Annotated in this window: 16 protein-coding genes; 9 read left to right on the forward strand and 7 right to left on the reverse strand. The window is 64.3% G+C overall.

Features of this window, described 5'->3' with window-relative positions:
- Positions 1-220: 220 nt before the first annotated feature.
- Together metH and metF are read right to left on the reverse strand one after the other, a co-directional pair.
- Positions 221-4,075: a methionine synthase gene (gene metH, locus ACYCVF_RS32355; protein ID WP_459603698.1), complete on the reverse strand. Its 3,855-nt coding sequence runs from the start codon at positions 4,073-4,075 to the stop codon at positions 221-223.
- A gap of 6 nt (positions 4,076-4,081) precedes the next feature.
- Entirely contained in the window at positions 4,082-4,993 is a 912-nt protein-coding gene (metF, locus tag ACYCVF_RS32360; RefSeq protein ID WP_459603699.1) for a methylenetetrahydrofolate reductase [NAD(P)H], read from the reverse strand.
- 372 nt (positions 4,994-5,365) lie between these two features.
- On the opposite strand from metF, the gene ACYCVF_RS32365 reads away from it, so the two are divergent.
- The gene (locus tag ACYCVF_RS32365) at positions 5,366-6,382 is read left to right on the forward strand and encodes an LLM class flavin-dependent oxidoreductase (protein ID WP_459603700.1); all 1,017 of its coding nucleotides are present in this window, start codon (positions 5,366-5,368) and stop codon (positions 6,380-6,382) included.
- A gap of 91 nt (positions 6,383-6,473) precedes the next feature.
- Here ACYCVF_RS32365 and ACYCVF_RS32370 read toward each other — a convergent pair whose 3' ends face one another.
- Both ACYCVF_RS32370 and ACYCVF_RS32375 read right to left on the reverse strand, forming a co-directional pair.
- Positions 6,474-7,334 (reverse strand): prephenate dehydratase, encoded by an 861-nt coding sequence (locus ACYCVF_RS32370; protein WP_459603701.1) that lies wholly within the window; start codon positions 7,332-7,334, stop codon positions 6,474-6,476.
- Positions 7,335-7,355: 21 nt separating this feature from the next.
- Entirely contained in the window at positions 7,356-8,096 is a 741-nt protein-coding gene (locus ACYCVF_RS32375) for a 3-deoxy-manno-octulosonate cytidylyltransferase (RefSeq protein WP_459603702.1), read from the reverse strand.
- A 235-nt stretch (positions 8,097-8,331) separates the two neighbouring features.
- Between ACYCVF_RS32375 and ACYCVF_RS32380 the strand changes: the two genes are divergently transcribed.
- From ACYCVF_RS32380 to ACYCVF_RS32405, 6 genes are all read left to right on the forward strand, one after another.
- Positions 8,332-8,886: a c-type cytochrome gene (locus ACYCVF_RS32380; protein WP_459603703.1), complete on the forward strand. Its 555-nt coding sequence runs from the start codon at positions 8,332-8,334 to the stop codon at positions 8,884-8,886.
- A gap of 212 nt (positions 8,887-9,098) precedes the next feature.
- Complete coding sequence (locus ACYCVF_RS32385; protein WP_459603704.1) at positions 9,099-11,012, forward strand: extracellular solute-binding protein; 1,914 nt, start codon at positions 9,099-9,101, stop codon at positions 11,010-11,012.
- Positions 11,013-11,026: 14 nt separating this feature from the next.
- Positions 11,027-12,910 carry an extracellular solute-binding protein gene (locus ACYCVF_RS32390; protein ID WP_459603705.1) on the forward strand — a complete coding sequence of 628 codons (1,884 nt, stop codon included), beginning with the start codon at positions 11,027-11,029 and terminating at the stop codon, positions 12,908-12,910.
- 2 nt (positions 12,911-12,912) lie between these two features.
- Positions 12,913-14,022: a microcin C ABC transporter permease YejB gene (locus ACYCVF_RS32395; RefSeq protein WP_459603706.1), complete on the forward strand. Its 1,110-nt coding sequence runs from the start codon at positions 12,913-12,915 to the stop codon at positions 14,020-14,022.
- Positions 14,022-15,203: an ABC transporter permease gene (locus tag ACYCVF_RS32400; protein WP_459603707.1), complete on the forward strand. Its 1,182-nt coding sequence runs from the start codon at positions 14,022-14,024 to the stop codon at positions 15,201-15,203. Before ACYCVF_RS32395 ends, ACYCVF_RS32400 begins: the two co-directional genes overlap by 1 nt.
- A 4-nt stretch (positions 15,204-15,207) precedes the next feature.
- On the forward strand, positions 15,208-16,845 hold the full coding sequence (locus tag ACYCVF_RS32405) for an ABC transporter ATP-binding protein (protein WP_459603708.1): 1,638 nt from the start codon (positions 15,208-15,210) through the stop codon (positions 16,843-16,845).
- Between the two features lie 126 nt (positions 16,846-16,971).
- Here the strand turns inward: ACYCVF_RS32405 and ACYCVF_RS32410 are convergent, their stop codons facing one another.
- From ACYCVF_RS32410 to ACYCVF_RS32420, 3 genes are all read right to left on the reverse strand, one after another.
- Complete coding sequence (locus ACYCVF_RS32410) at positions 16,972-17,298, reverse strand: BA14K family protein (protein ID WP_459603709.1); 327 nt, start codon at positions 17,296-17,298, stop codon at positions 16,972-16,974.
- A 179-nt stretch (positions 17,299-17,477) separates the two neighbouring features.
- Complete coding sequence (locus ACYCVF_RS32415) at positions 17,478-18,332, reverse strand: C40 family peptidase (protein ID WP_459603710.1); 855 nt, start codon at positions 18,330-18,332, stop codon at positions 17,478-17,480.
- A complete protein-coding gene (locus ACYCVF_RS32420) occupies positions 18,325-19,698 on the reverse strand; it encodes a leucyl aminopeptidase family protein (RefSeq protein WP_459603711.1) in 1,374 nt (457 codons plus the stop codon). Before ACYCVF_RS32420 ends, ACYCVF_RS32415 begins: the two co-directional genes overlap by 8 nt.
- A gap of 204 nt (positions 19,699-19,902) precedes the next feature.
- On the opposite strand from ACYCVF_RS32420, the gene ACYCVF_RS32425 reads away from it, so the two are divergent.
- Entirely contained in the window at positions 19,903-20,106 is a 204-nt protein-coding gene (locus tag ACYCVF_RS32425) for a hypothetical protein (protein ID WP_459603712.1), read from the forward strand.
- Positions 20,107-20,311: 205 nt separating this feature from the next.
- Positions 20,312-21,139, forward strand: coding sequence for a tetratricopeptide repeat protein (locus ACYCVF_RS32430; protein WP_459603713.1), 828 nt, complete (start codon positions 20,312-20,314; stop codon positions 21,137-21,139).
- Positions 21,140-21,179: the final 40 nt, after the last annotated feature.

The following is a 21,179-nucleotide window of genomic DNA, read 5'->3' on the forward strand; positions in this document are numbered from 1 at the left end:
ATTCCGGGCTCGCGCCAAGAGGCGCGCCCCGGAATGACGGCGGATAGTGAGGCGGAAGGGTGAAGTCCGGCGGAGCAGCCGATGATGGAATATTATTGGTGTTTTGCCCGTCGGAGCAAGTCATTTCGGCAAGGCCGAAATTAATCCAGCCTTTTCAACCCCATCGCTACTGTGCATGGGGTTGTTTTCGAATTTTGAGCGAGGAGGGGCGCCGGGGTGGCTAACCCGCCCCGGCGCGCTTCTTCTGCCAGACCAGATGCACCGCGCAGGTGCAGCCCGGCGGGTGCGAGGCAAGGTCCTTGGCGGCCTCGTCATTCGCGGGTCTCGCCGCAAAAGCCTTGTCGCTCGCGCTCTGCTGCGAGGGGATGTAGTTCAGCACCGGCGCGAGCCAGCGCTCGGCTTCTGCCACCGACATGCCCTTGCGTGCCGCGTAGTCCTCGACCTGGTCGCGCTCGATCTTGCCGACGCCGAAATAGTAGCTCTCGGGGTTCGCGAAATAGAGGCCTGATACCGACGAGCCCGGCCACATCGCAAAGCTTTCGGTCAGCTTCACGCCGGCCGTGTTCTCGGCATCGAGCAATTCGAACAGCGTCGCCTTCTCGGTGTGATCGGGCTGGGCGGGATAGCCGGGCGCCGGGCGGATGCCCTGGTACTTCTCCAGGATCAGATCGTCGGTCGAGAGCGCCTCGTCCGGCGCGTAGGCCCAGAACTCGCGGCGCACGCGGGCATGCATGCGTTCGGCGAAGGCTTCGGCGAGGCGGTCGGCCAGCGCCTTGCACAGGATCGAGGAGTAGTCGTCATTGGCCATCTTGAAACGGTCGGCCACCGCATCCTCGCCGATGCCGGCGGTGACGACGAAGCCGCCGATATAGTCGGGCACGCCGGCGGGCGCGATGAAGTCGGCCAGCGCCGCGTTGAAGCGGCCCTCGCGCTTTTCTAGCTGCTGGCGCAGCGTGTGCAGCGTCGCGATGCTCTTGGTCCTGTTATCGTCGGCATAGAGCACGATGTCGTCGCCTTGCGCATTCGCCGGCCAGAAGCCGATCGTCGCACGGGCCCGGAACCATTTCTCCCTGACGATGGTGTCGAGCATCTTGCGCGCATCGTCGTAGAGCGAGCGCGCGACCTCGCCGACCTTGGCGTCATCGAGAATGGCGGGGAAGCGTCCCGCGAGCTCCCAGGTCTGGAAGAACGGCGTCCAGTCGATGTAGGGCACGAGCTCGGCGAGATCGTACTCGTCGAAGCTGCGGGTGCCGAGGAAGGTCGGCTTCACCGGCTTGTTGGCGGCGAAATCCACCGGCACGCGGTTGGTGCGAGCGACATCCAGTTTCAGCCGTTTCTTGTCGGCCTGCGCGCGGAAATGCGCATCCGAGATCTTTGCGTATTCGGCCCGCACCTCGGCGGCATAGGCCTCGCGCTTCTCGGGCGAAAGCAGGGCAGAGGCAACGCCGACGGCGCGGCTGGCGTCGTTGACGTGCACGACGGGCCCGGCGCGATAGCTCGGATCGATCTTGACGGCGGTATGCACGCGGCTCGTGGTGGCGCCGCCGATCAGGAGCGGCAGCTTGAGGCCTTCGCGCTGCAATTCGCCGGCGAAGAACGCCATCTCGTCGAGCGAGGGTGTGATCAGGCCTGACAGCCCGACGATGTCGGCCTTCTCCGCCTTCACCGTCTCGACGATCTTGGCGGCGGGCACCATCACGCCGAGATCGATCACCTCGAAATTGTTGCACTGGAGCACGATGCCGACGATGTTCTTGCCGATGTCGTGGACGTCGCCCTTGACCGTCGCGAGCACGATCTTGCCGGCGGACGAAGAACCTTCCGTGCCGATGCCGTTCGCGAGGTTGCGCGCCTTCTCTTCCTCCATGAACGGCATGAGGTAAGCGACGGCCTGCTTCATGACACGCGCGGACTTCACCACCTGCGGCAGGAACATCTTGCCGTCGCCGAAGAGATCGCCGACCACGTTCATGCCGGCCATCAGCGGGCCCTCGATCACGTCGAGCGGACGCGAGGATTTCTTACGGGCTTCTTCCGTATCCTGCTCGATGAATTCGGTGATGCCGTGCACCAGCGAATGCGATAGCCGCTTCTCCACCGGCCATTCGCGCCAGGCGAGGTCGGCTTCCTTGCTTTCCGTCTTCTTGCCGCGGAATTTTTCGGCGAGTGCCAAGAGGCGCTCGGACGCACCGGCATCGCGGTTGAGGACGACGTCCTCGCAGGTCTGCCGTAGCTCGGGGTCGATGTCGTCATAGACGATCATCTGCCCGGCATTGACGATGCCCATGTCCATGCCGGCCTTGATGGCGTGATACAGGAACACCGAGTGCATGGCCTCGCGCACCGGCTCGTTGCCCCGGAACGAGAAGGAGAGATTGGAGACGCCGCCCGAGATGTGCGCGCCGGGCAGGTTCTGCCGGATCCAGCGCGTCGCCTCGATGAAGTCGACGCCGTAATTGTTGTGCTCCTCGATGCCGGTCGCGATCGCGAAGATGTTGGGATCGAAGATGATGTCTTCCGGCGGGAAGCCGACGCGGTTGACGAGGATGTCGTAGGCGCGCTTGCAGATTTCGGTCTTGCGTGCGAACGTGTCGGCCTGGCCGACCTCGTCGAACGCCATCACCACCACCGCCGCGCCGTGGCGCCGCGCGATGTTGGCCTCGTGAATGAACTTCTCCTCGCCTTCCTTCATCGAGATCGAGTTGACGACCGGCTTGCCCTGCACGCATTTCAGGCCGGCCTCGATCACCGAGAATTTCGAGGAATCGACCATGACGGGGACGCGGGCGATGTCGGGCTCGGCGGCGACGAGGTTGAGGAAGGTCACCATCGCCGCTTCGGAATCGAGCAGGCCCTCGTCCATGTTGACGTCGATGATCTGCGCGCCGTTCTCGACCTGGTCGCGCGCGACCTGCAGCGCGGCAGTGTAATCGCCGGCGGTGATCAGCTTGCGGAAGCGGGCAGAGCCGGTGACGTTGGTGCGTTCGCCGACGTTGACGAAGGGAATCGCGTCCGTCAGCACGAACGGCTCGAGGCCGGAAAGCCGCAGGCGCGGATCGATCACCGGCACGATGTGCGGCTTGTGCGGGGCGACCGCGGCGGCGATCGCCGCGATATGGTCCGGGGTGGTGCCGCAGCAGCCGCCGACGATGTTGACGAGGCCGTCGCGGGCGAACTCGCCGATCAGGCGTGCCATGTACTCGGGCGTCTCGTCATACTGGCCGAACTCGTTGGGCAGGCCGGCATTGGGGTAGGCGCACACCAGCGTGTCGGCGACGCGGCCGATGTCGGCGATATGCGCGCGCAGATCTTCGGCGCCGAGCGCGCAGTTGAAGCCGATGGTGATGGGTTTTGCGTGCCGCACCGAATTCCAGAACGCCTCCGGCATCTGGCCCGAGAGCAGGCGGCCGGACTTGTCGGTGATGGTGCCTGAGACCATCACCGGCATGTCGATGCCGAGTTTTTCGGTGATCTCGGCGATCGCATAGAGCGCTGCCTTGGCATTGAGCGTATCGAAGATGGTCTCGACCAGCAGCAGATCGACGCCGCCGTCGATCAGCCCGCGGATCTGCTCGCCATAGGACTTGCGCAGGTCGTCAAAGGTGACGGCGCGGTAGCCGGGGTTGGAAACGTCCGGCGAGATCGAGGCGGTGCGGTTGGTGGGGCCGATGGCGCCGGCGACGAAGCGCGGCTTGCCGTCTTCCGCGGCGACGCGCCGTGCGGCATTGCCGGCGAGGCGGGCGCCTTCACGCGCCATCTCGTAGACGATGTCGGTGAGATCGTAATCGGCCTGCGCGATAGAGGTGGTCGAGAAGGTGTTGGTGGCGACGATGTCGGCGCCGGCGCGCAAATACGCCGCGTGGATGTCCTCGATCGCCTGCGGCTGGGTCAGGATCAACAGGTCGTTGTTGCCGCGCAGGTCGCGATGGAAATTCTTGAAGCGCTCGCCGCGAAAGGCGGCCTCGTCGAACTGGAGGTTCTGGATCATCGTGCCCATCGCGCCGTCGAGCACGAGGATGCGCTCGCGCGCGGCGTTGAGCAGGGCAGTTCGCTTCGGAGAGGTGGGTACGGTCATGTTGTCCTAGGCCGCCTTCTGCGCGCTCTTGGCGCGGATGCCGAGCAAATGGCTGATCGCGAACACGAGATCGGCGCGGTTCATGGTGTAGAAATGGAAGGTGTCGACGCCCTTCTTGGCGAGCTTCTGCACCTGGCCGGCCGCAACCGTCGCCGCGACCAGCTTGCGGGTCTCGGCGTCCTCGTCGAGGCCGTCGAATTTCGCGGCGAACCAGTCCGGCACCGTGGTGCCGGCCCGCGTGACGAAATTGCGGGCCTGCTTGAAATTGTGCATGGGCATGATGCCCGGAACGATCGGGATGTCGATGCCGCGGGCGCGGACGCGGTCGAGATAGCGGAAGTAGAGGTCGTTATCGAAGAACACCTGCGTGATCGCGCGCGTCGCACCCGCATCGACCTTGGCCTTGAGCGTGTCGATGTCGGCGTCGAAGTCGCGTGCTTCGGGATGCTTCTCGGGGTACGCCGACACGCTGACTTCGATGTCGCCGTGCCGCTTCTTGATTCCGGCGACGAGGTCGGCCGAACTCTGGTAGCCGTCGGGATGGCTTGAATAGGGCGTGCCGATGCCGCCGATGGGATCACCGCGCAAGGCCACGATGTGGCGGACGCCGACCTCGTGATAGCGATCGACGATCTCGTCGATCTCGCCGCGCGAGGCGCCGACGCACGTCAGATGCGCGGCCGGCAGCAGCGCGGTCTCCTGCAGGATGCGGGCGATGGTCGAATGCGTACGCTCGCGGGTCGAGCCGCCGGCGCCGTAGGTTACCGAGACGAATTTCGGGTCGAGCGGGGCGAGCCGGTTGATGGTGTCCCAGAGATTGCGCTCCATCTCCTCGGTCTTCGGCGGAAAGAACTCGAACGAGATCGCCGGCCGCTTCAGGTGCCCGTCGGCTGTCGCAGGCGTCGTCACGTCAGTCATGGCACCACTCACTCCAATTTCCGCCGGCCCTGGGGTTAGCTCGGGAGTGCCTAAGATAAGGCAAAGGCAGATTTGTCGACAGCCCATCCCTGATGGGAAATGGCCCACTAACTCGCCAGGAATGTGAGTTTTAGTTCTATAATTCTTTGTCGTGGGAAGACGGCCACGAAGACCAGTTTGCTTATACCGCGATAAATTTTCTGATTTCTTGCGCTTTCGTCCCCAATTTCGGCGGTGGGCACGATGGAATTGCGGTGTTGCAGATGTAGTCCTGCCCAACGATCGATCTCCGCGACGGCCCGCTCGTCCGTACCGTCAGACCTGCGCAGCCCGCCATTGCCGCCGTACGGTCCTCCATTACGTTAGCGCGCCATGATCCCGCTCTCAGTTCTCGACCTCTCCGTCGTCACCACGGGCACCAGGCCCGCCGCGGCGCTGCGCAACAGCATCGATCTGGCGCGCCATGTCGACGGGCTCGGCTATGTCCGCTACTGGCTCGCCGAGCATCACAATCTCGCCTCCGTCGCGAGTCCCGCGCCCGACGTGATGATCGGGCAGATCGCGGCGGTGACGAAGCACATCCGCGTCGGCTCCGGCGGCGTGATGCTGCCCAACCACGCTCCGCTGGTCGTGGCCGAGCGCTTCAAGATGTTGGAGGCGCTGTTTCCCGGCCGGATCGATCTCGGCCTCGGCCGCGCTCCGGGCACCGATGGTGCCACCGCCTACGCGTTGCGCAGCCGGCTCGACCGTCGCGAGGGCGACGATTTCCTGGAGCGGCTGCACGAATTGATCTTGTGGGAGACCCGCGAATTCCCCTCGGGACACCCCTACAACAACGTCGTCGCCATGCCCGATGACACCGCCCTGCCGCCGATATGGTTGCTCGGCTCCAGCGACTATTCCTCGGAGCTGGCCGCCCAGGTCGGCATGGGGTTCGCCTTCGCCCATCATTTCGCCTCACACGACGCGATCGATGCGATGGTGCATTACCGCAATCGTTTTCAGCCCTCGGCCTGGCGTGCGACTCCGCATGCCATTCTCGCGGTCGCCGTCATTGCGGCCGATACCGATGAGGAGGCTGAAAGGCTCGCCTCTTCCTTCGACCTCAACCGGCTTCGCCGCGACCGCGGTCAGTATTTGCCGCTGCCGAGCGTCGAGGAAGCATTGGCCTATCCGTACACGGATGCCGAGCGCACCTCGATTCTGCGCAACCGCTCGCGTCTGTTCGTCGGCAGTCCGGCGACGGTGCAGAAGAAGCTGCAGTCGCTGATCTATGCGAGCAAGCCGGACGAGCTGATGGTTATCACGGCGGTGTACGACCACGAGGCGCGGAAGAGGTCATATTCGCTGCTGGCGGCGGCGTTTGGATCGGTGGGCAGCGCGGCGTAGACATCGTTTGTCATTCCGGGGCGATGCGAAGCACCGAACCCGGAATCTCGAGGTTCCGGGTTCACGCTTTCGCGTGCCCCGGAACGACGCATCAATCCTGCTGCGTCTCGCTGAACGTCGCGCGGAACGGGTGTCCCGGATACACGCCGACGATGCGGAATTCGCGCGAGAAGAATTTCAGCTCCTCGATCGCAAAGGCGAGGCCCTTGTCGTCGGGGTGGCCGTCGACGTCGGCGTAGAATTGCGTGGCGAAGAAGTTGCCGTCGACCATGTAGCTCTCGAGCTTGGTCATGTTGACGCCGTTGGTGGCGAAACCGCCGAGCGCCTTGTAGAGGGCCGCCGGCAGGTTGCGTACGCGGAAAACAAAAGTCGTGACAAGCGGGCCCGAGCCTTGGGTCGCCCATTTCGGCTCGCGCGCCAGCACCACGAAACGGGTGGTGTTGTGGGCCTCGTCCTCGATGTCCTCGGCGAGGATGTCGAGGCCGTAGATCTTCGCGGCGAGACGCGAGGCGATCGCGGCGACGGACTTGTCCTTGCGTTCGGAAATATCGCGGGCGCTCCCGGCGGTATCGGCGTGCACGATCGGCTTGATGCCCAGCTTGCGGATGATGCGCCGGCACTGGCCGAGCGCATGCACGTGGCTCTCGACGCTCCTGATGTCTTCGAGCCTGGTCCCCGTCACCGCCATCAGCTGGTGGCGGACCGGCAGGAACCATTCGCCGATGATGAACAGGCCTGACGCCGGCAGCAAATGATGGATGTCAGCGACCCGGCCGGCGACCGAATTCTCAATCGGGATCATGCCGAGATCGGCCTCGCCCGACGAGATCGCCGACAGCGCGTCCTCGAAGGTGGCGCAGGGCAACGGTTCGGCGTCGGGATAGGCCTCGACGATGGCGATGTGGGAATTGGCTCCGGGTTCGCCCTGGAATGCGATCTTCATCTTGCTCATGGTCGGCCTTGTAGCAGCGGCTCAGGATTTGGAAAGGATGCTGCGGGCGGTCTCCAGGTCCGCCGGCGTATCGACCCCCCGGGGCACGGTATCGACGATGGTGAAGTCGATGCGCATTCCAGCCTCCAGCGCCCGGAGCTGCTCGAGCTTCTCCTGCAACTCCAGCGGTGAGGGCGGCAGCGAGACGTACCGCTCCAGCGCGGCGCGGCGATAGGCATACAGGCCGATATGGTGGTAGCGCGGTCCGTCGCCCGTCGGGGCGGTCGCGCGGGTGAAATAAAGTGCGCGCATGCGCCGGCCACCGAGCGAGGTCCCGATCGCCTTCACGACGCTCGGCGCGAGGTCCTCTTCCTCGGTGTGGATTTGCGAGGCCAGTGTCGCGATATCCACGGCCGGGTCCTGCAGCGGCGGCAGCACCTCGCGGATGTTGTCGATCGTGATGGTCGGGAAATCTCCCTGGAGATTGACCACGATCTCGGCCTTGCCGTCCGGATCGAGCTTCTGCATGGCCTCGTGGATGCGGTCCGAGCCCGAGGGGTGGTCGGACCGGGTCATCACCGCCTCGCCACCATGGGCGGTCACCACGGATGCGATCTCCGGCGTGTCGGTGGCCACCGCGACCCGGCCGATGGCAGCGGCCTCCGCGCGGCGCAGCACATGCACGATCATCGGCAGTCCCGCGATATCGGCGAGCGGCTTGCCGGGCAGGCGGGTGGCGGCCATGCGGGCCGGGATCAGCACCAGGATGCGGGGATCGATCATTGGGTCCAAAGATCTGGGGTCAAGAGCCTGGCAACGGGGCGTTTTCCGCACCGAGAAATGGGGTGGGGACGGGCTGAAAACCGGGTCGCTTATACGGGTTGCCAGACCCCGGGCAAACCGATATCTCAATGGCAAAACTCGGGGAAACAATAGGGAACGTTTTGATTCTCCCGAGGCTCGTCCTCGGCGGCCGCTTGGGCCGCTGTTTCCTTCTTGCGGTGGGGCCTGGCCGGAAATGGACTCTTTCGAACTCAACAAGATTCTCGGTGCGGTGCTCGCTACCTGCCTCGTTCTGATGGTGACGAGCATCACCGCCGACGCGCTGTTCTTGCCCAAGATGCCGGAAAAGCCCGGCTTCGAGATCGCCGTGAAGGAAGACGCTGGTACGGCCAAGGAGGGCGGCGCCGCGGCCGCCTCCGCCGAGCCCATCGAGAAGCTGCTCCAGACCGCCTCCATCGAGAAGGGGGCTGCCGCCGCCAAGAAGTGCGGCGCCTGCCACACCTTCGAGAAGGGCGGCCCGAATCGCGTCGGTCCGAACCTCTATGGCGTCGTCGGCGAGCCGAAGGGCCAGGGTCACGGCGGCTTCAACTTCTCGGCTGCCATGAAGGGCAAGGGCGGAAACTGGACCTTCGACGACCTCAACAAGTTTCTCGCCAATCCGAAGGGCTTCATCCCGGGCACCGCGATGGGCTTCGCCGGTATTGCGAAGGATTCCGAGCGCGCCGACGTCATTGCCTATCTGAATTCGCTGTCGGAGCATCCGCAGCCGCTGCCGACGGCGTCGAAGTAAGGCGTCCCAAGACCACCTTTGGAATACGCGGCCAGGCTGAAAAGCCTGGCCGTTTCCGCATCCGGACCTCGCGGCGACGTTATCGGGGCGTTTGGCCGCATCCGATGGGACGGCTGGGCTTCCAAGATGAGGAAAAAGCAACATATTCGGTCGAAACCTCGCCTATATTGGGAACTTAAAGGAGTAGCCTCCTTCAAGACAGGGATGTTGATTTGGCCATTACCCGACGCGATCTCCTGCTCACCGGCACTGCTGCCGCAGCCCTTCCAGCCCTTGGCTCCGTCGCGGGCGTTCCCATCGGCTCGGCGCATGCGCAATCAGCAACTGAGCTGCCTTCTAGCGGGCTCCCTTGGCGCCACGCGCTGTCCCTGTTCGGCAAGGTCAAGTACCCCGCCGACTTCAAGCGCTTCGACTACGTCAATCCGGACGCGCCAAAGGGCGGCGTCGCGCGCCAGATCGCCGTCGGCACATTCGACAATTTTAATATCGTCGTTTCAGGTGTGAAGGGGCAGGTCGCCGGTGCCGTGGCATTCATCTATGAGACACTGCTGACGCCCTCGCTCGACGAGGTCTCGACCGAATACGGCGCGCTCGCCGAGGCCGTCAGCCATCCCGACGATTTTTCCTTCGTCACCTATCGGTTGCGACGGGAGGCCAAGTGGCATGACGGCAAGCCCGTCACGCCGGATGACGTGATCTTCTCGCTCGATTCCTTCAAGAAGCACCATCCGATGTACTCGGCGTACTACAGCCATGTGGTGAAGGCCGAGAAGGTCGGCGAGCGCGAGGTGAAGTTCGTATTCGACGCGCCCGGTAACCGCGAACTGCCGCAGATCGTCGGGCAGCTGACGGTCTTGCCGAAGCATTGGTGGGAGGGGACGGACGCGCAGGGCCGCAAGCGCGATGTCTCCGCCACCACGCTGGAAGTGCCGCTCGGTTCGGGCGCCTACAGGGTCAAGGAGTTCGTAGCAGGACGGTCGATCGCGTTGGAGCGCGTCAAGGATTATTGGGGCCGCGACCTCCCGGCCAATGTTGGCCGCAACAATTTCGACGAGTTGCGCTACGAATATTTCCGCGACGGCACGGTGGCGATCGAGGCCTTCAAGGCCGACCAGGTCGACTGGCGAACCGAGAACAGCGCCAAGAGCTGGGCGACGGCCTACGACTTCCCGGCCGTGACCGAAAAGCGCGTGATCCTGGAGGAATTCGTCAATCGCAGCTCGGGCGTGATGCAGGCCTTCGTGCCGAACCTGCGCCGCGCCAAGTTCAGCGACCCCCGCGTGCGTCGTGCGCTCAACTACGCCTTCGACTTCGAGGAGATGAACAAGCAGATCTTCTACGGTCAGTACAAGCGTATCAGCAGCTATTTCGACGGCATCGAGGAACTGATGGCGACGGGTCTGCCGCAAGGCAAGGAACTCGAAATCCTCGAGACCGTGCGCGCTCAGGTCCCGCCCGAGGTTTTCACGACGCCATACAGCAATCCGGTCGGCGGCAGCCCGGAGGCAGTCCGGGAGAATCTTCGCGAGGCGCTGCGCCTGTTCAAGGAGGCTGGCTATGAGGTACGCGATCGCAAGCTGATCGACGTCAAGACCGGCTCCCAGTTTTCGCTGGAGTTGCTGAACCAGGATCCGAGCTTCGAGCGGATCACGCTGTTCTACAAGCCGTCGCTGGAGCGGCTCGGCATCGCCGTCAGCGTGCGGACGGTCGATCCGACCCAATACGAGAACAGGACGCGCGAGTGGGACTTCGATATCGTCACCAACTCATGGGGCGAGTCGCAGTCGCCGGGGAACGAGCAGCGCGAGTTCTGGTCGTCCAAGACGGCCGACATCGCCGGGTCGCGCAACGTCGCCGGCATCAAGAATCCCGCGATCGACAAGCTGATCGAACGGATCATCTACGCAACCGATCGCGACGACCTGGTGGCCGCAACAAAGGCGCTCGACCGCGTGCTGCTGTGGAATCACTATGTCGTGCCGCAGTGGACCTACAACAAGGTGCGCACCGCGCGCTGGGACCGCTTCGGCCGGCCGGCGGAATTGCCCCGATACGGTCAGTCCGGCTTTCCGTTCATCTGGTGGTACGACGCAGACAAGGCGGCGCGGATCGCAAAGAAGTCGTGAAGGACATTCCCCGCATGACGCAGATGTCACGCCGCCATGTGCTGGTTTTGGGTGTTGGCGGCGCCCTTGGGGCGTCCATAGGTGCGCCGTTGCGCAGTGCGTGTGCATCGGAAGCGGGGACCGAGGCGCACGGCATCTCGGCGTTCGGCGATCTCAAATATCCCGTCGATTTCCACCATTTCGACTACGTCAATCCGGCTGCGCCGAAGGGGGGCACGTTCTCGCTCATCCCCTCGACGAGATCGCATAACCAATCCTATCAGACCTTCAACTCGCTCAACGCCTACATCCTCAAGGGCGACGGCGCGCAAGGCATGGACATGACGTTTTCGCCGCTGATGGTGCGCGCAAGCGACGAGCCTGACGCGATGTACGGGCTTGCCGCCAAATCCGTGCAGATATCGCCGGACAGGCTGGTTTACCGCTTCACGATGCGGCCGGAGGCGAAATTTCACGACGGCACCAAGCTCACCGCGCATGATGCGGCGTTTTCGCTGACCACGCTGAAGGCCAAGGGCCATCCGCTGATTACCGTGCAGATGCGCGACGTAGTGAGCGCGGAAGCGCTCGACGACGCGACGCTCGTCGTCACCTTTGCCAAGGGGCGCGCCCGCGACGTGCCGCTCTATGCGGCCGGACTTCCGATCTTTTCGAAAGCGTACTACAGGTCCCGGCCCTTCGACGAATCGACGCTGGACGTTCCACTCGGCTCCGGTCCGTACAAGGTCGGCAGGTTCGAGGTCAACCGCTACATCGAATTCGAGCGGGTCAGGGATTGGTGGGCCGCAGATCTGCCGCCTTGCCGCGGCAGCTACAATTTCGATGTCGTGCGCTACGAGTTCTATCGCGACCGCGACGTCGCCTTCGAAGGGTTCACCGGCAAGAACTATCTTTATCGCGAAGAGTTCACCTCGCGCATCTGGGCAACGCGCTACGACTTTCCGGCCGTGAAGGATGGCCGGGTCAAGATGGAGGTCGTGCCCGATGACACGCCGTCGGGAGCGCAAGGCTGGTTCATCAACACGCGGCGCGAGAAATTCAAGGACCCGCGCGTACGCGAGGCCCTGATCGACGCCTTCGATTTCGAATGGACCAACAAGACCATCATGTACGGTGCATATGCCCGTACGGTGTCGCCATTCCAGAACTCGGACCTCATGGCGGGCGACACGCCGCCTTCGCCGGCAGAGCTGAAGCTACTGGAGCCGTTTCGCGGCCAGGTTCCGGACGACGTTTTCACGGCACCGTTCACGCCGCCGGTCACGGATGGCTCCGGACAAGACCGCAGCCTGTTGCGCAAGGCGCAGCAATTGCTGAACGAAGCCGGCGTGCCGATCAAGGACGGCAAGCGGATGCTGCCGAATGGCGAGGTGTTCAGGATCGAATTCCTGCTGGATGAGCCCTCCTTCCAGCCGCATCATGCGCCCTACATCAAAAATCTCGCAACGCTCGGTATCGAAGCGAACGTGCGCCTCGTCGATCCGGTGCAATACAGGGCGCGTCAGGATGACTTCGATTTCGACATGACGATCCAGCGCTTCAGCATGTCGGCGACGCCGGGCGACGCCATGCGCTCGTTTTTCTCCTCTCAGGTCGCGAATACCAGGGGCTCGTACAATCTCGCAGGCATCGCCAGCCCGGCCATCGACGCCATGATCGAAAAAATCATGGCGGCTGACAGCCGCGAAGGGCTGACCGTCGCCTGCCGCGCTTTCGATCGGCTGTTCCGCGCTGGCCGCTATTGGGTGCCGCAATGGTACAACAAGACGCACCGGCTGGCCTATTGGGACCAGTTCGGCCATCCAACGAGGCTGCCGCGTTATGCCAACGGCGTCGGCGCGCCGGACATCTGGTGGCATGACCCTGCCAAGGCGGCCAAGCTCGAGCAGGCAAAATAGCCATGAGCGCCTATATCGCCCGCCGTATCCTCCTGATGATACCGACGCTGCTCGGGATCCTCTTCGTCTCCTTCATCGTGGTGCAGTTCGCGCCGGGCGGCCCGGTCGAGCGTGTGATCGCGCAGCTCTCGGGCGCCGACACCGGCGGTACCTCGCGCATCTCTGGCGGCAGCGATTTTGCCCAGCGCGCGCCTGGGCAGGTCGGTGCCGGCAGCGATGCGATCAATTCGAAATATCGCGGTGCGCAGGGGCTCGATCCTGATTTCATCAAGAAGCTGGAGGTGCAGTTCGGATTCGACAAGCCGGCACCGGAGCGCTTTGCACTGATGGTGTGGAACTTCGCCCGTTTCGATTTCGGCAAGAGCTATTTTCGCGACGTCAGCGTGCTGCAGCTGATCAAGGAGAAGCTGCCGGTCTCGATCTCGCTGGGGATCTGGCTGACACTGATCACATACCTGATCTCGATCCCGCTCGGTATCCGGAAGGCGATCAAGGACGGCACCCGCTTCGACACCTGGACGTCGACGGTGCTCGTTCTCGGCTATGCCATTCCGGGCTTCCTGTTCGCCATTCTCCTGATCATCCTGTTCGCCGGCGGCTCCTTCTTCAACTGGTTCCCGCTGCGTGGATTGACGTCGGACGGCTGGTCGCAATTTCCCTGGTACTGGAAGATCGTCGATTATTTCTGGCATCTGACGCTGCCTTTGATCGCCATGGCCCTCGGCGCGTTCACCACCATGACGTTCCTGACGAAGAACTCGTTCCTGGACGAGATCCGCAAGCAATACGTCATGACGGCGCGCGCCAAGGGCTGCAGTGAGAACCGGGTGCTGTACGGCCATGTCTTCCGCAACGCGATGTTGATCGTGATCGCCGGTTTCCCCGGGACCTTCATCCACGCCTTCTTCTCGGGCTCGCTTCTGATCGAGACGATCTTCTCGCTGGACGGGCTGGGGCTGCTCAGCTTCGAGAGCGTTCTCAACCGCGACTATCCCGTGGTGTTCGGCACGCTTTACATCTTTTCGCTGGTCGGTCTCGTGATCAACCTGATCTCCGACCTGACCTATATGTGGATCGACCCCCGGATCGACTTCGAGGCGCGGGAGGTCTGATGACGCTGGCCGCTCCAACGAATCCGATCGAAACTACGGCGAAATCGCCGCTCGGCGATGTGGTGCCGATGACCCGCAAGCCGTTCGCTCCATCGCCGCTCAACAGGCGGCGCTGGCAGAACTTCAAGGCGAATCGTCGCGGCTACTGGTCGTTCTGGATCTTCATCGTCCTGTTCGTGGTGTCGCTCTTCGCCGAGCTGATCGCCAATGATCGACCCTTTCTGATCAAGTTCGACGGCCGGCTGTATTGGCCGGCCTTCGTCACCTATTCGGAGACGACCTTCGGCGGCGATTTCGAGACGGCGGCGGACTACCGCGATCCCTATCTGCAGAAGCTCATCAAGGACAAGGGCGGCACCATCGTCTGGCCGCTGATCCGCTACTCCTACGACACGCACAATCTCGACCTGCCGACACCGGCGCCCTCGAAGCCGACCTGGATGCTGACGGAAGCGCAATGCAAGCCGGTGGTCGAGAAGAAGGGGCTGAAGAGCTGCCGCGATCTCGAATACAACTGGCTCGGTACGGACGATCAGGGCCGCGACGTGGTGGCGCGGCTGATCTACGGTTTCCGCATCTCGGTCCTGTTCGGCCTCTGTCTCACGATCGTCTCGTCGGTCATCGGTATCGCAGCGGGGGCGGTGCAGGGCTATTTCGGAGGTCGGGTCGACCTGATCTTCCAGCGCTTCATCGAGATCTGGACGGCGATTCCCTCGCTCTACCTGCTCCTGATCCTGTCCTCGGTGCTCGTGCCCGGCTTCTTCGTGCTGCTCGGCATCCTCCTGCTGTTCTCCTGGGTCTCGCTGGTCGGTCTGGTGCGGGCCGAGTTCCTGCGCGGGCGCAACTTCGAATACATCCAGGCGGCGCGGGCGCTCGGCGTCTCGAACCCGGTCATCATGTTCCGCCATCTGCTGCCGAACGCGATGGTCGCGACCATGACGTTCCTGCCCTTTATCGTGTCCAGCTCGGTGATGACGCTGACGGCGCTCGATTTCCTGGGCTTCGGCCTGCCGCCGGGATCGCCTTCGCTGGGCGAATTGCTGTCGCAGGCCAAGTCCAACGTGCAGGCACCCTGGCTTGGCTTCTCCGGCTTCTTCTCGGTCGCGATCATGCTGTCGCTCCTGATCTTCATCGGCGAAGCCGTGCGCGATGCCTTCGATCCGCGCAAGACGTTCAGGTAGGCCAATGGACGCGATCAACCAACCCCTGCTCAGCGTGCGCGATCTCTCGGTGGCCTTCCACCAGGGCGGCGGCACCACGCTCGCGGTCGACAAGGTCTCGTTCCAGATCAAGCGCGGCGAATGCGTCGCGCTGGTCGGCGAATCCGGTTCCGGCAAGTCGGTCAGCGCGCTCTCGATCCTGAAGCTGTTGCCCTACCCGAACGCGTCGCATCCCTCGGGCAGCATCCGCTTCAAGGGGCACGAGCTGATCGACCGGTCGGAGCAGCAGATGCGGGAGATTCGCGGCAGCGACATCTCCATCATCTTCCAGGAGCCGATGACCTCGCTCAATCCGTTGCACACGATCGAGGCGCAGATCGGCGAGATCATCCAGCTGCACAATCCCACCAGCAATGCGGAGGCGCGCAGGCGGACGCTGGAATTGCTGACGCAGGTCGGCATCCCCGAACCGGAGACGCGGCTGAAGAGCTATCCGCACCAGCTCTCCGGCGGCCAGCGCCAGCGCGTGATGATCGCGATGGCGCTCGCCAACGAGCCGGACCTCCTGATCGCGGACGAGCCGACCACGGCGCTCGACGTCACCGTGCAGGCGCAGATTCTGGCGCTGCTCGCCGAAATCCGTTCGCGGCTGGGCATGAGCCTGCTCTTCATCACCCACGATCTCGGCATCGTCCGCCGTATCGCCGACATCGTCTGCGTCATGAAGGGCGGCGTGATCGTCGAGCAGGGACCGGTCGAGCAGGTCTTCAAGACCCCGAAACATCCCTATACGCGCGACCTGCTCGCGGCGGAACCGAAGCCGGATCCGGCGCCGCCGCAGCCGGATGCGCCCGTGGTGATGTCGGCCAATGATCTCAAGGTCTGGTTTCCGATCAAGCGCGGCCTGATGCGAAAGACGGTCGGCCACATCAAGGCGGTCGATGGCGTCAGCGTCGCCGTGCGCAAGGGCGAGACGCTTGGGGTCGTCGGCGAATCCGGCTCGGGCAAGACCACGCTGGGGCTCGCATTGCTGCGGCTGATCTCCTCGGACGGGCGCATCGTGTTCCTGGGCAAGGACATCCAGGGCCTGCGCTTCAAGGAGATGCGGCCGTTCCGGCGCGACATGCAGATCGTGTTCCAGGATCCGTTCGGCTCGCTCAGCCCGCGCATGTCGATCGCCGACATTATCGCCGAAGGACTGTCCGTGCATCAGCCGAAGCTCTCGCGCGAGGAGCGCGAGGTGCGCGTCGTCAAGGCGCTGGAGGATGTCGGGCTCAATCCGGATACGCGCTTCCGCTATCCCCATGAATTCTCCGGCGGCCAGCGCCAGCGTATCAGCATCGCGCGCGCGGTGGTGCTGGAGCCGGATTTCGTCGTGCTGGATGAGCCGACCAGCGCGCTCGACATGCTGTTCCAGGCGCAGATGGTCGATCTGTTGCGCGAGCTGCAGCGCAAGCGCGAGCTCACCTACATGTTCATCTCGCACGATTTGCGCGTCGTCGCCTCGCTCGCCAGCCATCTCATCGTGATGCGCGGCGGCAGGGTGGTCGAGGAAGGCCAGGCCGCCGAGCTGTTCAAGAACCCGAAGACGGATTACACGCGAGCGCTGTTCGCGGCTGCGTTCCGGCTGGAAACGGCGGGGAACGGGGCGGTGGCGACCTAGCTTTCGTCATTCCTGGGACTGCGACCTGTCCGTCGAGGGCGAAGGCGAAATGCTCGGGACGATTCGAGGCGCCGCCTCAGCGCCGCCTCAAATCCTGCCGCGGATGCAGGTCCGCAATTCGCGGCGTTACCTGCAGAGATGGCGGCGACCGTCTCGACCGATGTAGGTGCTCGTTGCCGGATCGTAGGATCGGTAGCGCTCCGCGCAAGAACGCGATGCGGCGCCGTCCATGCGAGCCAGGGCGTTGTCCTTTCCCGGCGCAGGAGCCGCGCCATCCGGGAACTCGAGGCCCATCCGACCTGCGGGCGTCAGTGTGCCATCCAGGTTGCGATTGGGGTGCTCGGCCTCGTACGTATCCGGATGGCTGCCCGCAAAGCCGGACTGCGCGTAGGCGGTGCTTAAGGTCAGGCCCGACAGCAAAGCCGCGGCAGCGAGAATCTTGAGTCCAGTCATAGTCGATCTCCATCACCAGCCGGTGCATCGTGCTCCCGGTGCGGTGAGATGTGGATCGACATGGTGCTGTCAACAAGCTCGCTGTGAGCCCATACTTGCTGCCTGGCCCAATGCTGTCGTTCAAAGACAGAAAGCGTCGTGTGTTTGTGGAACGAGGGGCAATGGTCGAGGCAGGTCCGCTAGAGTCGCTTGATCGTGGTGACCTCGCTGCCGGCCTGCCTGATCCGCGCAATGGCCGGCTCGATCGGTTCGATCACGGTCGCCATGTGATGCGCATTGGCATGAACCATGGTGTCGCTGTCGCGAACGATGGCGACGTGGCCCTTCCAGAAGATCAGGTCGCCGCGTTGCAGCTTGCCACGCTCGTGCGGCTCGAGGGTACGTCCGAGACCTGCCAGCTGCATGTCGCTGTCGCGCGGGCAACCGATGCCCGCAGCGGTCAGGGACACCTGCAAGAGACCCGAGCAATCGATGCCGAGGCTGCTCTTGCCGCCCCAGAGATAGGGCGTGCCGACGAATAGCTCGGCCACTGCGACGAAATCTGTCTCGCGATGATCGAGCGGGACGAGATGCGTCCTCGGCAAAAATTTCCCGTCGCGCGTCACGGCGAAGGAGCCATCCTCGCGCGCCACGGCAATCTTCGATCCCATCACGAGCGTGTCGGCCGGCGGCAGCTTGATCGAGGGGCCAGGGAACGCGAATGTTCGCAGCGCGCCCACCTTGTGCGTCGATGCGGCGGTCGGTTTCACGAGCGCCGCGTCGGGAAGCCAGCCGACATAGCCGTCGCCATTGAGCTGGCCCCAGGCCCAGCCTTCGCCATTGCGGTCATAGATCGTGACGCGCTCGCCGCGCAGCGCCTGTGTCATCAGCATCGCGTCGGAGGACGGCTGCTCGCGCACCGGCGCGAGTGCTTCGCTCACCTCGAATTCCTCGCCGCTGACGAAGCGATCCGCCTGGACCTTGCCTTCGAGATATTTCGCGGCGATGTCGCCCCGCGCCGGCGTCAGCCGCGGATCGTGTCCTGGGTCACGCATAACGTTCGCTCAAGAGTGCGTAGATGGCCCGCGCGGCCTGACACTCGCCGCCTTCGGGCCGCGCCGGCTTCGCCGACGGCGTCCAGCCGTAGATGTCGACATGCAGCCAGCTCTTGGCGTGCTCGACGAACCGCTGCAGGAACAACGCGCAGGTGATCGAGCCGGCAAAGCCGCCGGACGGCGCGTTGGTGATGGTCGCCGTCTTGGAGTCCAGCCAGGCATCATAAGGCGGCCACAGCGGCATGCGCCACAACGGATCGTTCTCCTTCAACGCGCAGCGCGCGACGTCGGCGGCCAGCGTCTCGTCATTGGTGTAGAAGGGCGGCAAATCCGGCCCCAGCGCGACGCGGGCCGCGCCGGTCAGGGTGCCCAGGTCGATCAGCAGATCGGGCTTCTCCTCGTCGGCAAGCGCCAGCGCGTCGGCCAGTACCAGGCGCCCCTCCGCATCGGTGTTGCCGATCTCGACGGTGATGCCCTTGCGCGACTTGAAGATGTCGAGCGGGCGGAAGGCGTTGCCCGCGACCGCGTTCTCCACTGCCGGAATCAGCACGCGCAGCCGTACCTTCAGCTTCGCATCCATCACCATGCGCGCGAGCGCCAGCACGTTGGCGGCCCCGCCCATGTCCTTCTTCATGATCAGCATGCCGCTCGACGGCTTCAGGTCGAGCCCGCCGGTGTCGAAGCACACGCCCTTGCCGACCAGCGTCACCTTGGGATGATCGGGATCGCCCCAGCCGATGTCGATCAGACGTGGCGCCCGGCTGGAGGCCATGCCGACGGCATGGATCAGCGGGAAGTTCGTCCTCAGATCCTCCCCCATGGTGCAGGCGAAGCTTGCGCCGAACTCGGTGGCGAGCGCTTGCGCGGCCGCGGCGAGTTCCGACGGGCCCATGTCGTTGGACGGGGTGTTGATGAGGTCGCGCGCGAGCATTGCTGCATCGGCGATGCGCTCGATCTCGGCCGCGTCGACACCGTCAGGCGGCACCAGCCGGACCTCGGGGCGATCAGCCTTGCGGTAGCGGGCGAAGCGGTAGCACCCCAATGCGAAGGCGAGCGCCGCCAGCCGCGGATCGTGCGGTGAATTGGCAAAGCGATAGGTGCCCGGCGGCAGCAGGCCGGGGAGAGCGCCGGGCCGGAACAGGTCGCGCGATCGCGCGCCCTCGTCCTCGAGGCCGAACAGCACCTGCGCGATCGTGCCGTCCGGCCCGGGCAGCGCCAGATAGCGGCCCGGCTTGGCGGCAAAGGCACTCGCTGCGGCGAACTGGCGTTGCGCCGGCGGCAACGTCTCGGCGACCTGATCCCAACTCGACTTGGTGACGAAGGCGATCGGGATGGCGGCGGGCGACGTATCGAAGACAGAAGGCATTTGGCGGGGTCCGGATCGTCAGATCGAGCGGGTCATGCGAGCAAAACGAGACTTCGCAGAGTTTCGCCGCCGCTGCAATCCGCTTTGCCGTCGCCGCTCCGCGAGTCGCTACTCGCCGCAAGGGGGCCATGCTAGGTTCCGGGGAGCGGTCACCGGTTGTGGAGATCCCCGGGGATCGACGACGAAGCGCCGGGAGGAAATGCGATGGAATTCGTGTGGAGCGTGGTCACATTCGTCGGCCAGGCCGTCGATGCGATCTTTGGCTATGTCGAGCATCACCATTGGATCTTCGCGCTCTTGGCCGGCGGTTACGTCTTCTATCTCCACGACCGCTCGGTCCACGCGCGGTTCGACGCGCTCGATAAACGCGTCGACGAAATCCGCAGGCGGCTCGCCATCGAGTATTGACCGGACGAGACGAGAACGTCCGCGCGCGGATATCCTCCCTCAAGCCGAGAGCTACCGTTTGCTGGATGCCACCTCTCGCCTTTGCGAGCGTTGCGGTCGTGACGCCGCCGCGAGAGGCCAGAGAGCGTCGTTAACCGGCCGTTAGGGTTAACATTCTATTGCTGGCACGTTCGGCTTGATCGAGCAGCTCGAGAGTCAAAGCGTCATGCGTCAACGGATCAGTCTCGCCCGGCTACTTGCGTCCACGTCGCTGGTCGCGGCGGTGGCGATGGGCCTCGGCGGCTGCACGGCCATGTCGAAGCTCTCCGAAGTGACGGGTTCGCTCGGCCCCCGGGCGGAGGCGCCTCCCGCCGATCGCGCGCCCACCGATCCGACGCGTGCCGTCGAAGCCTATGGCGAGCGCTACCGAGCCAATCCCAAGGATGCCGACGCTGCGCTCGCCTACGGACAGGCCCTGCGCGCCAACGGCCAGCGCGCCCAGGCCGCCGCCGTGCTTGAGCAGGCGACCATCGCCAATCCCGGCAACAAGGCACTGCTCGCCCAGTACGGCCGCGCACTCGCCGACAACGGCAATTTCCAGCAGGCCTACGACGTCCTGTCCAAGGCTCATTCGCCCGACAATCCGGACTGGCGTCTGCTCTCGGTGCAGGGCACCGCGCTGGACCAGATGGGTCGGCACGAGGAGGCGCGGTCCTACTACGCGAGCGCGCTCAAGATCGCACCGGGCGATCCCGGCGTGCTCTCGAATCTCGGCCTGTCCTACATGCTGTCGAGAGACCTGCCGAAGGCCGAAGAGGCGCTGCGACAGGCCTACGCTTCGCCGCGCACGAGCGCCCGGGTGCGGCAGAACCTCGCCTTGGTCATCGGTCTCCAGGGGCGCTTCGCGGAAGCGGAGACCATCGTCAAGGCAGACCTGCCACCGGACCAGGCCGCGGCCAATGTCGCCTATCTCAAGGACATGCTCAGCCGCAGCGACGCGTCGCGCGGCGCAGCGAAGAGGACGCCGGTTGCTTCGCTCAGCCAGCCTGACTGATCAGATTTTCCGATCTCCGGCCTATGCGGTGAACCGCGCG

It is taken from the genome of Bradyrhizobium cedriense, assembly GCF_054602315.1.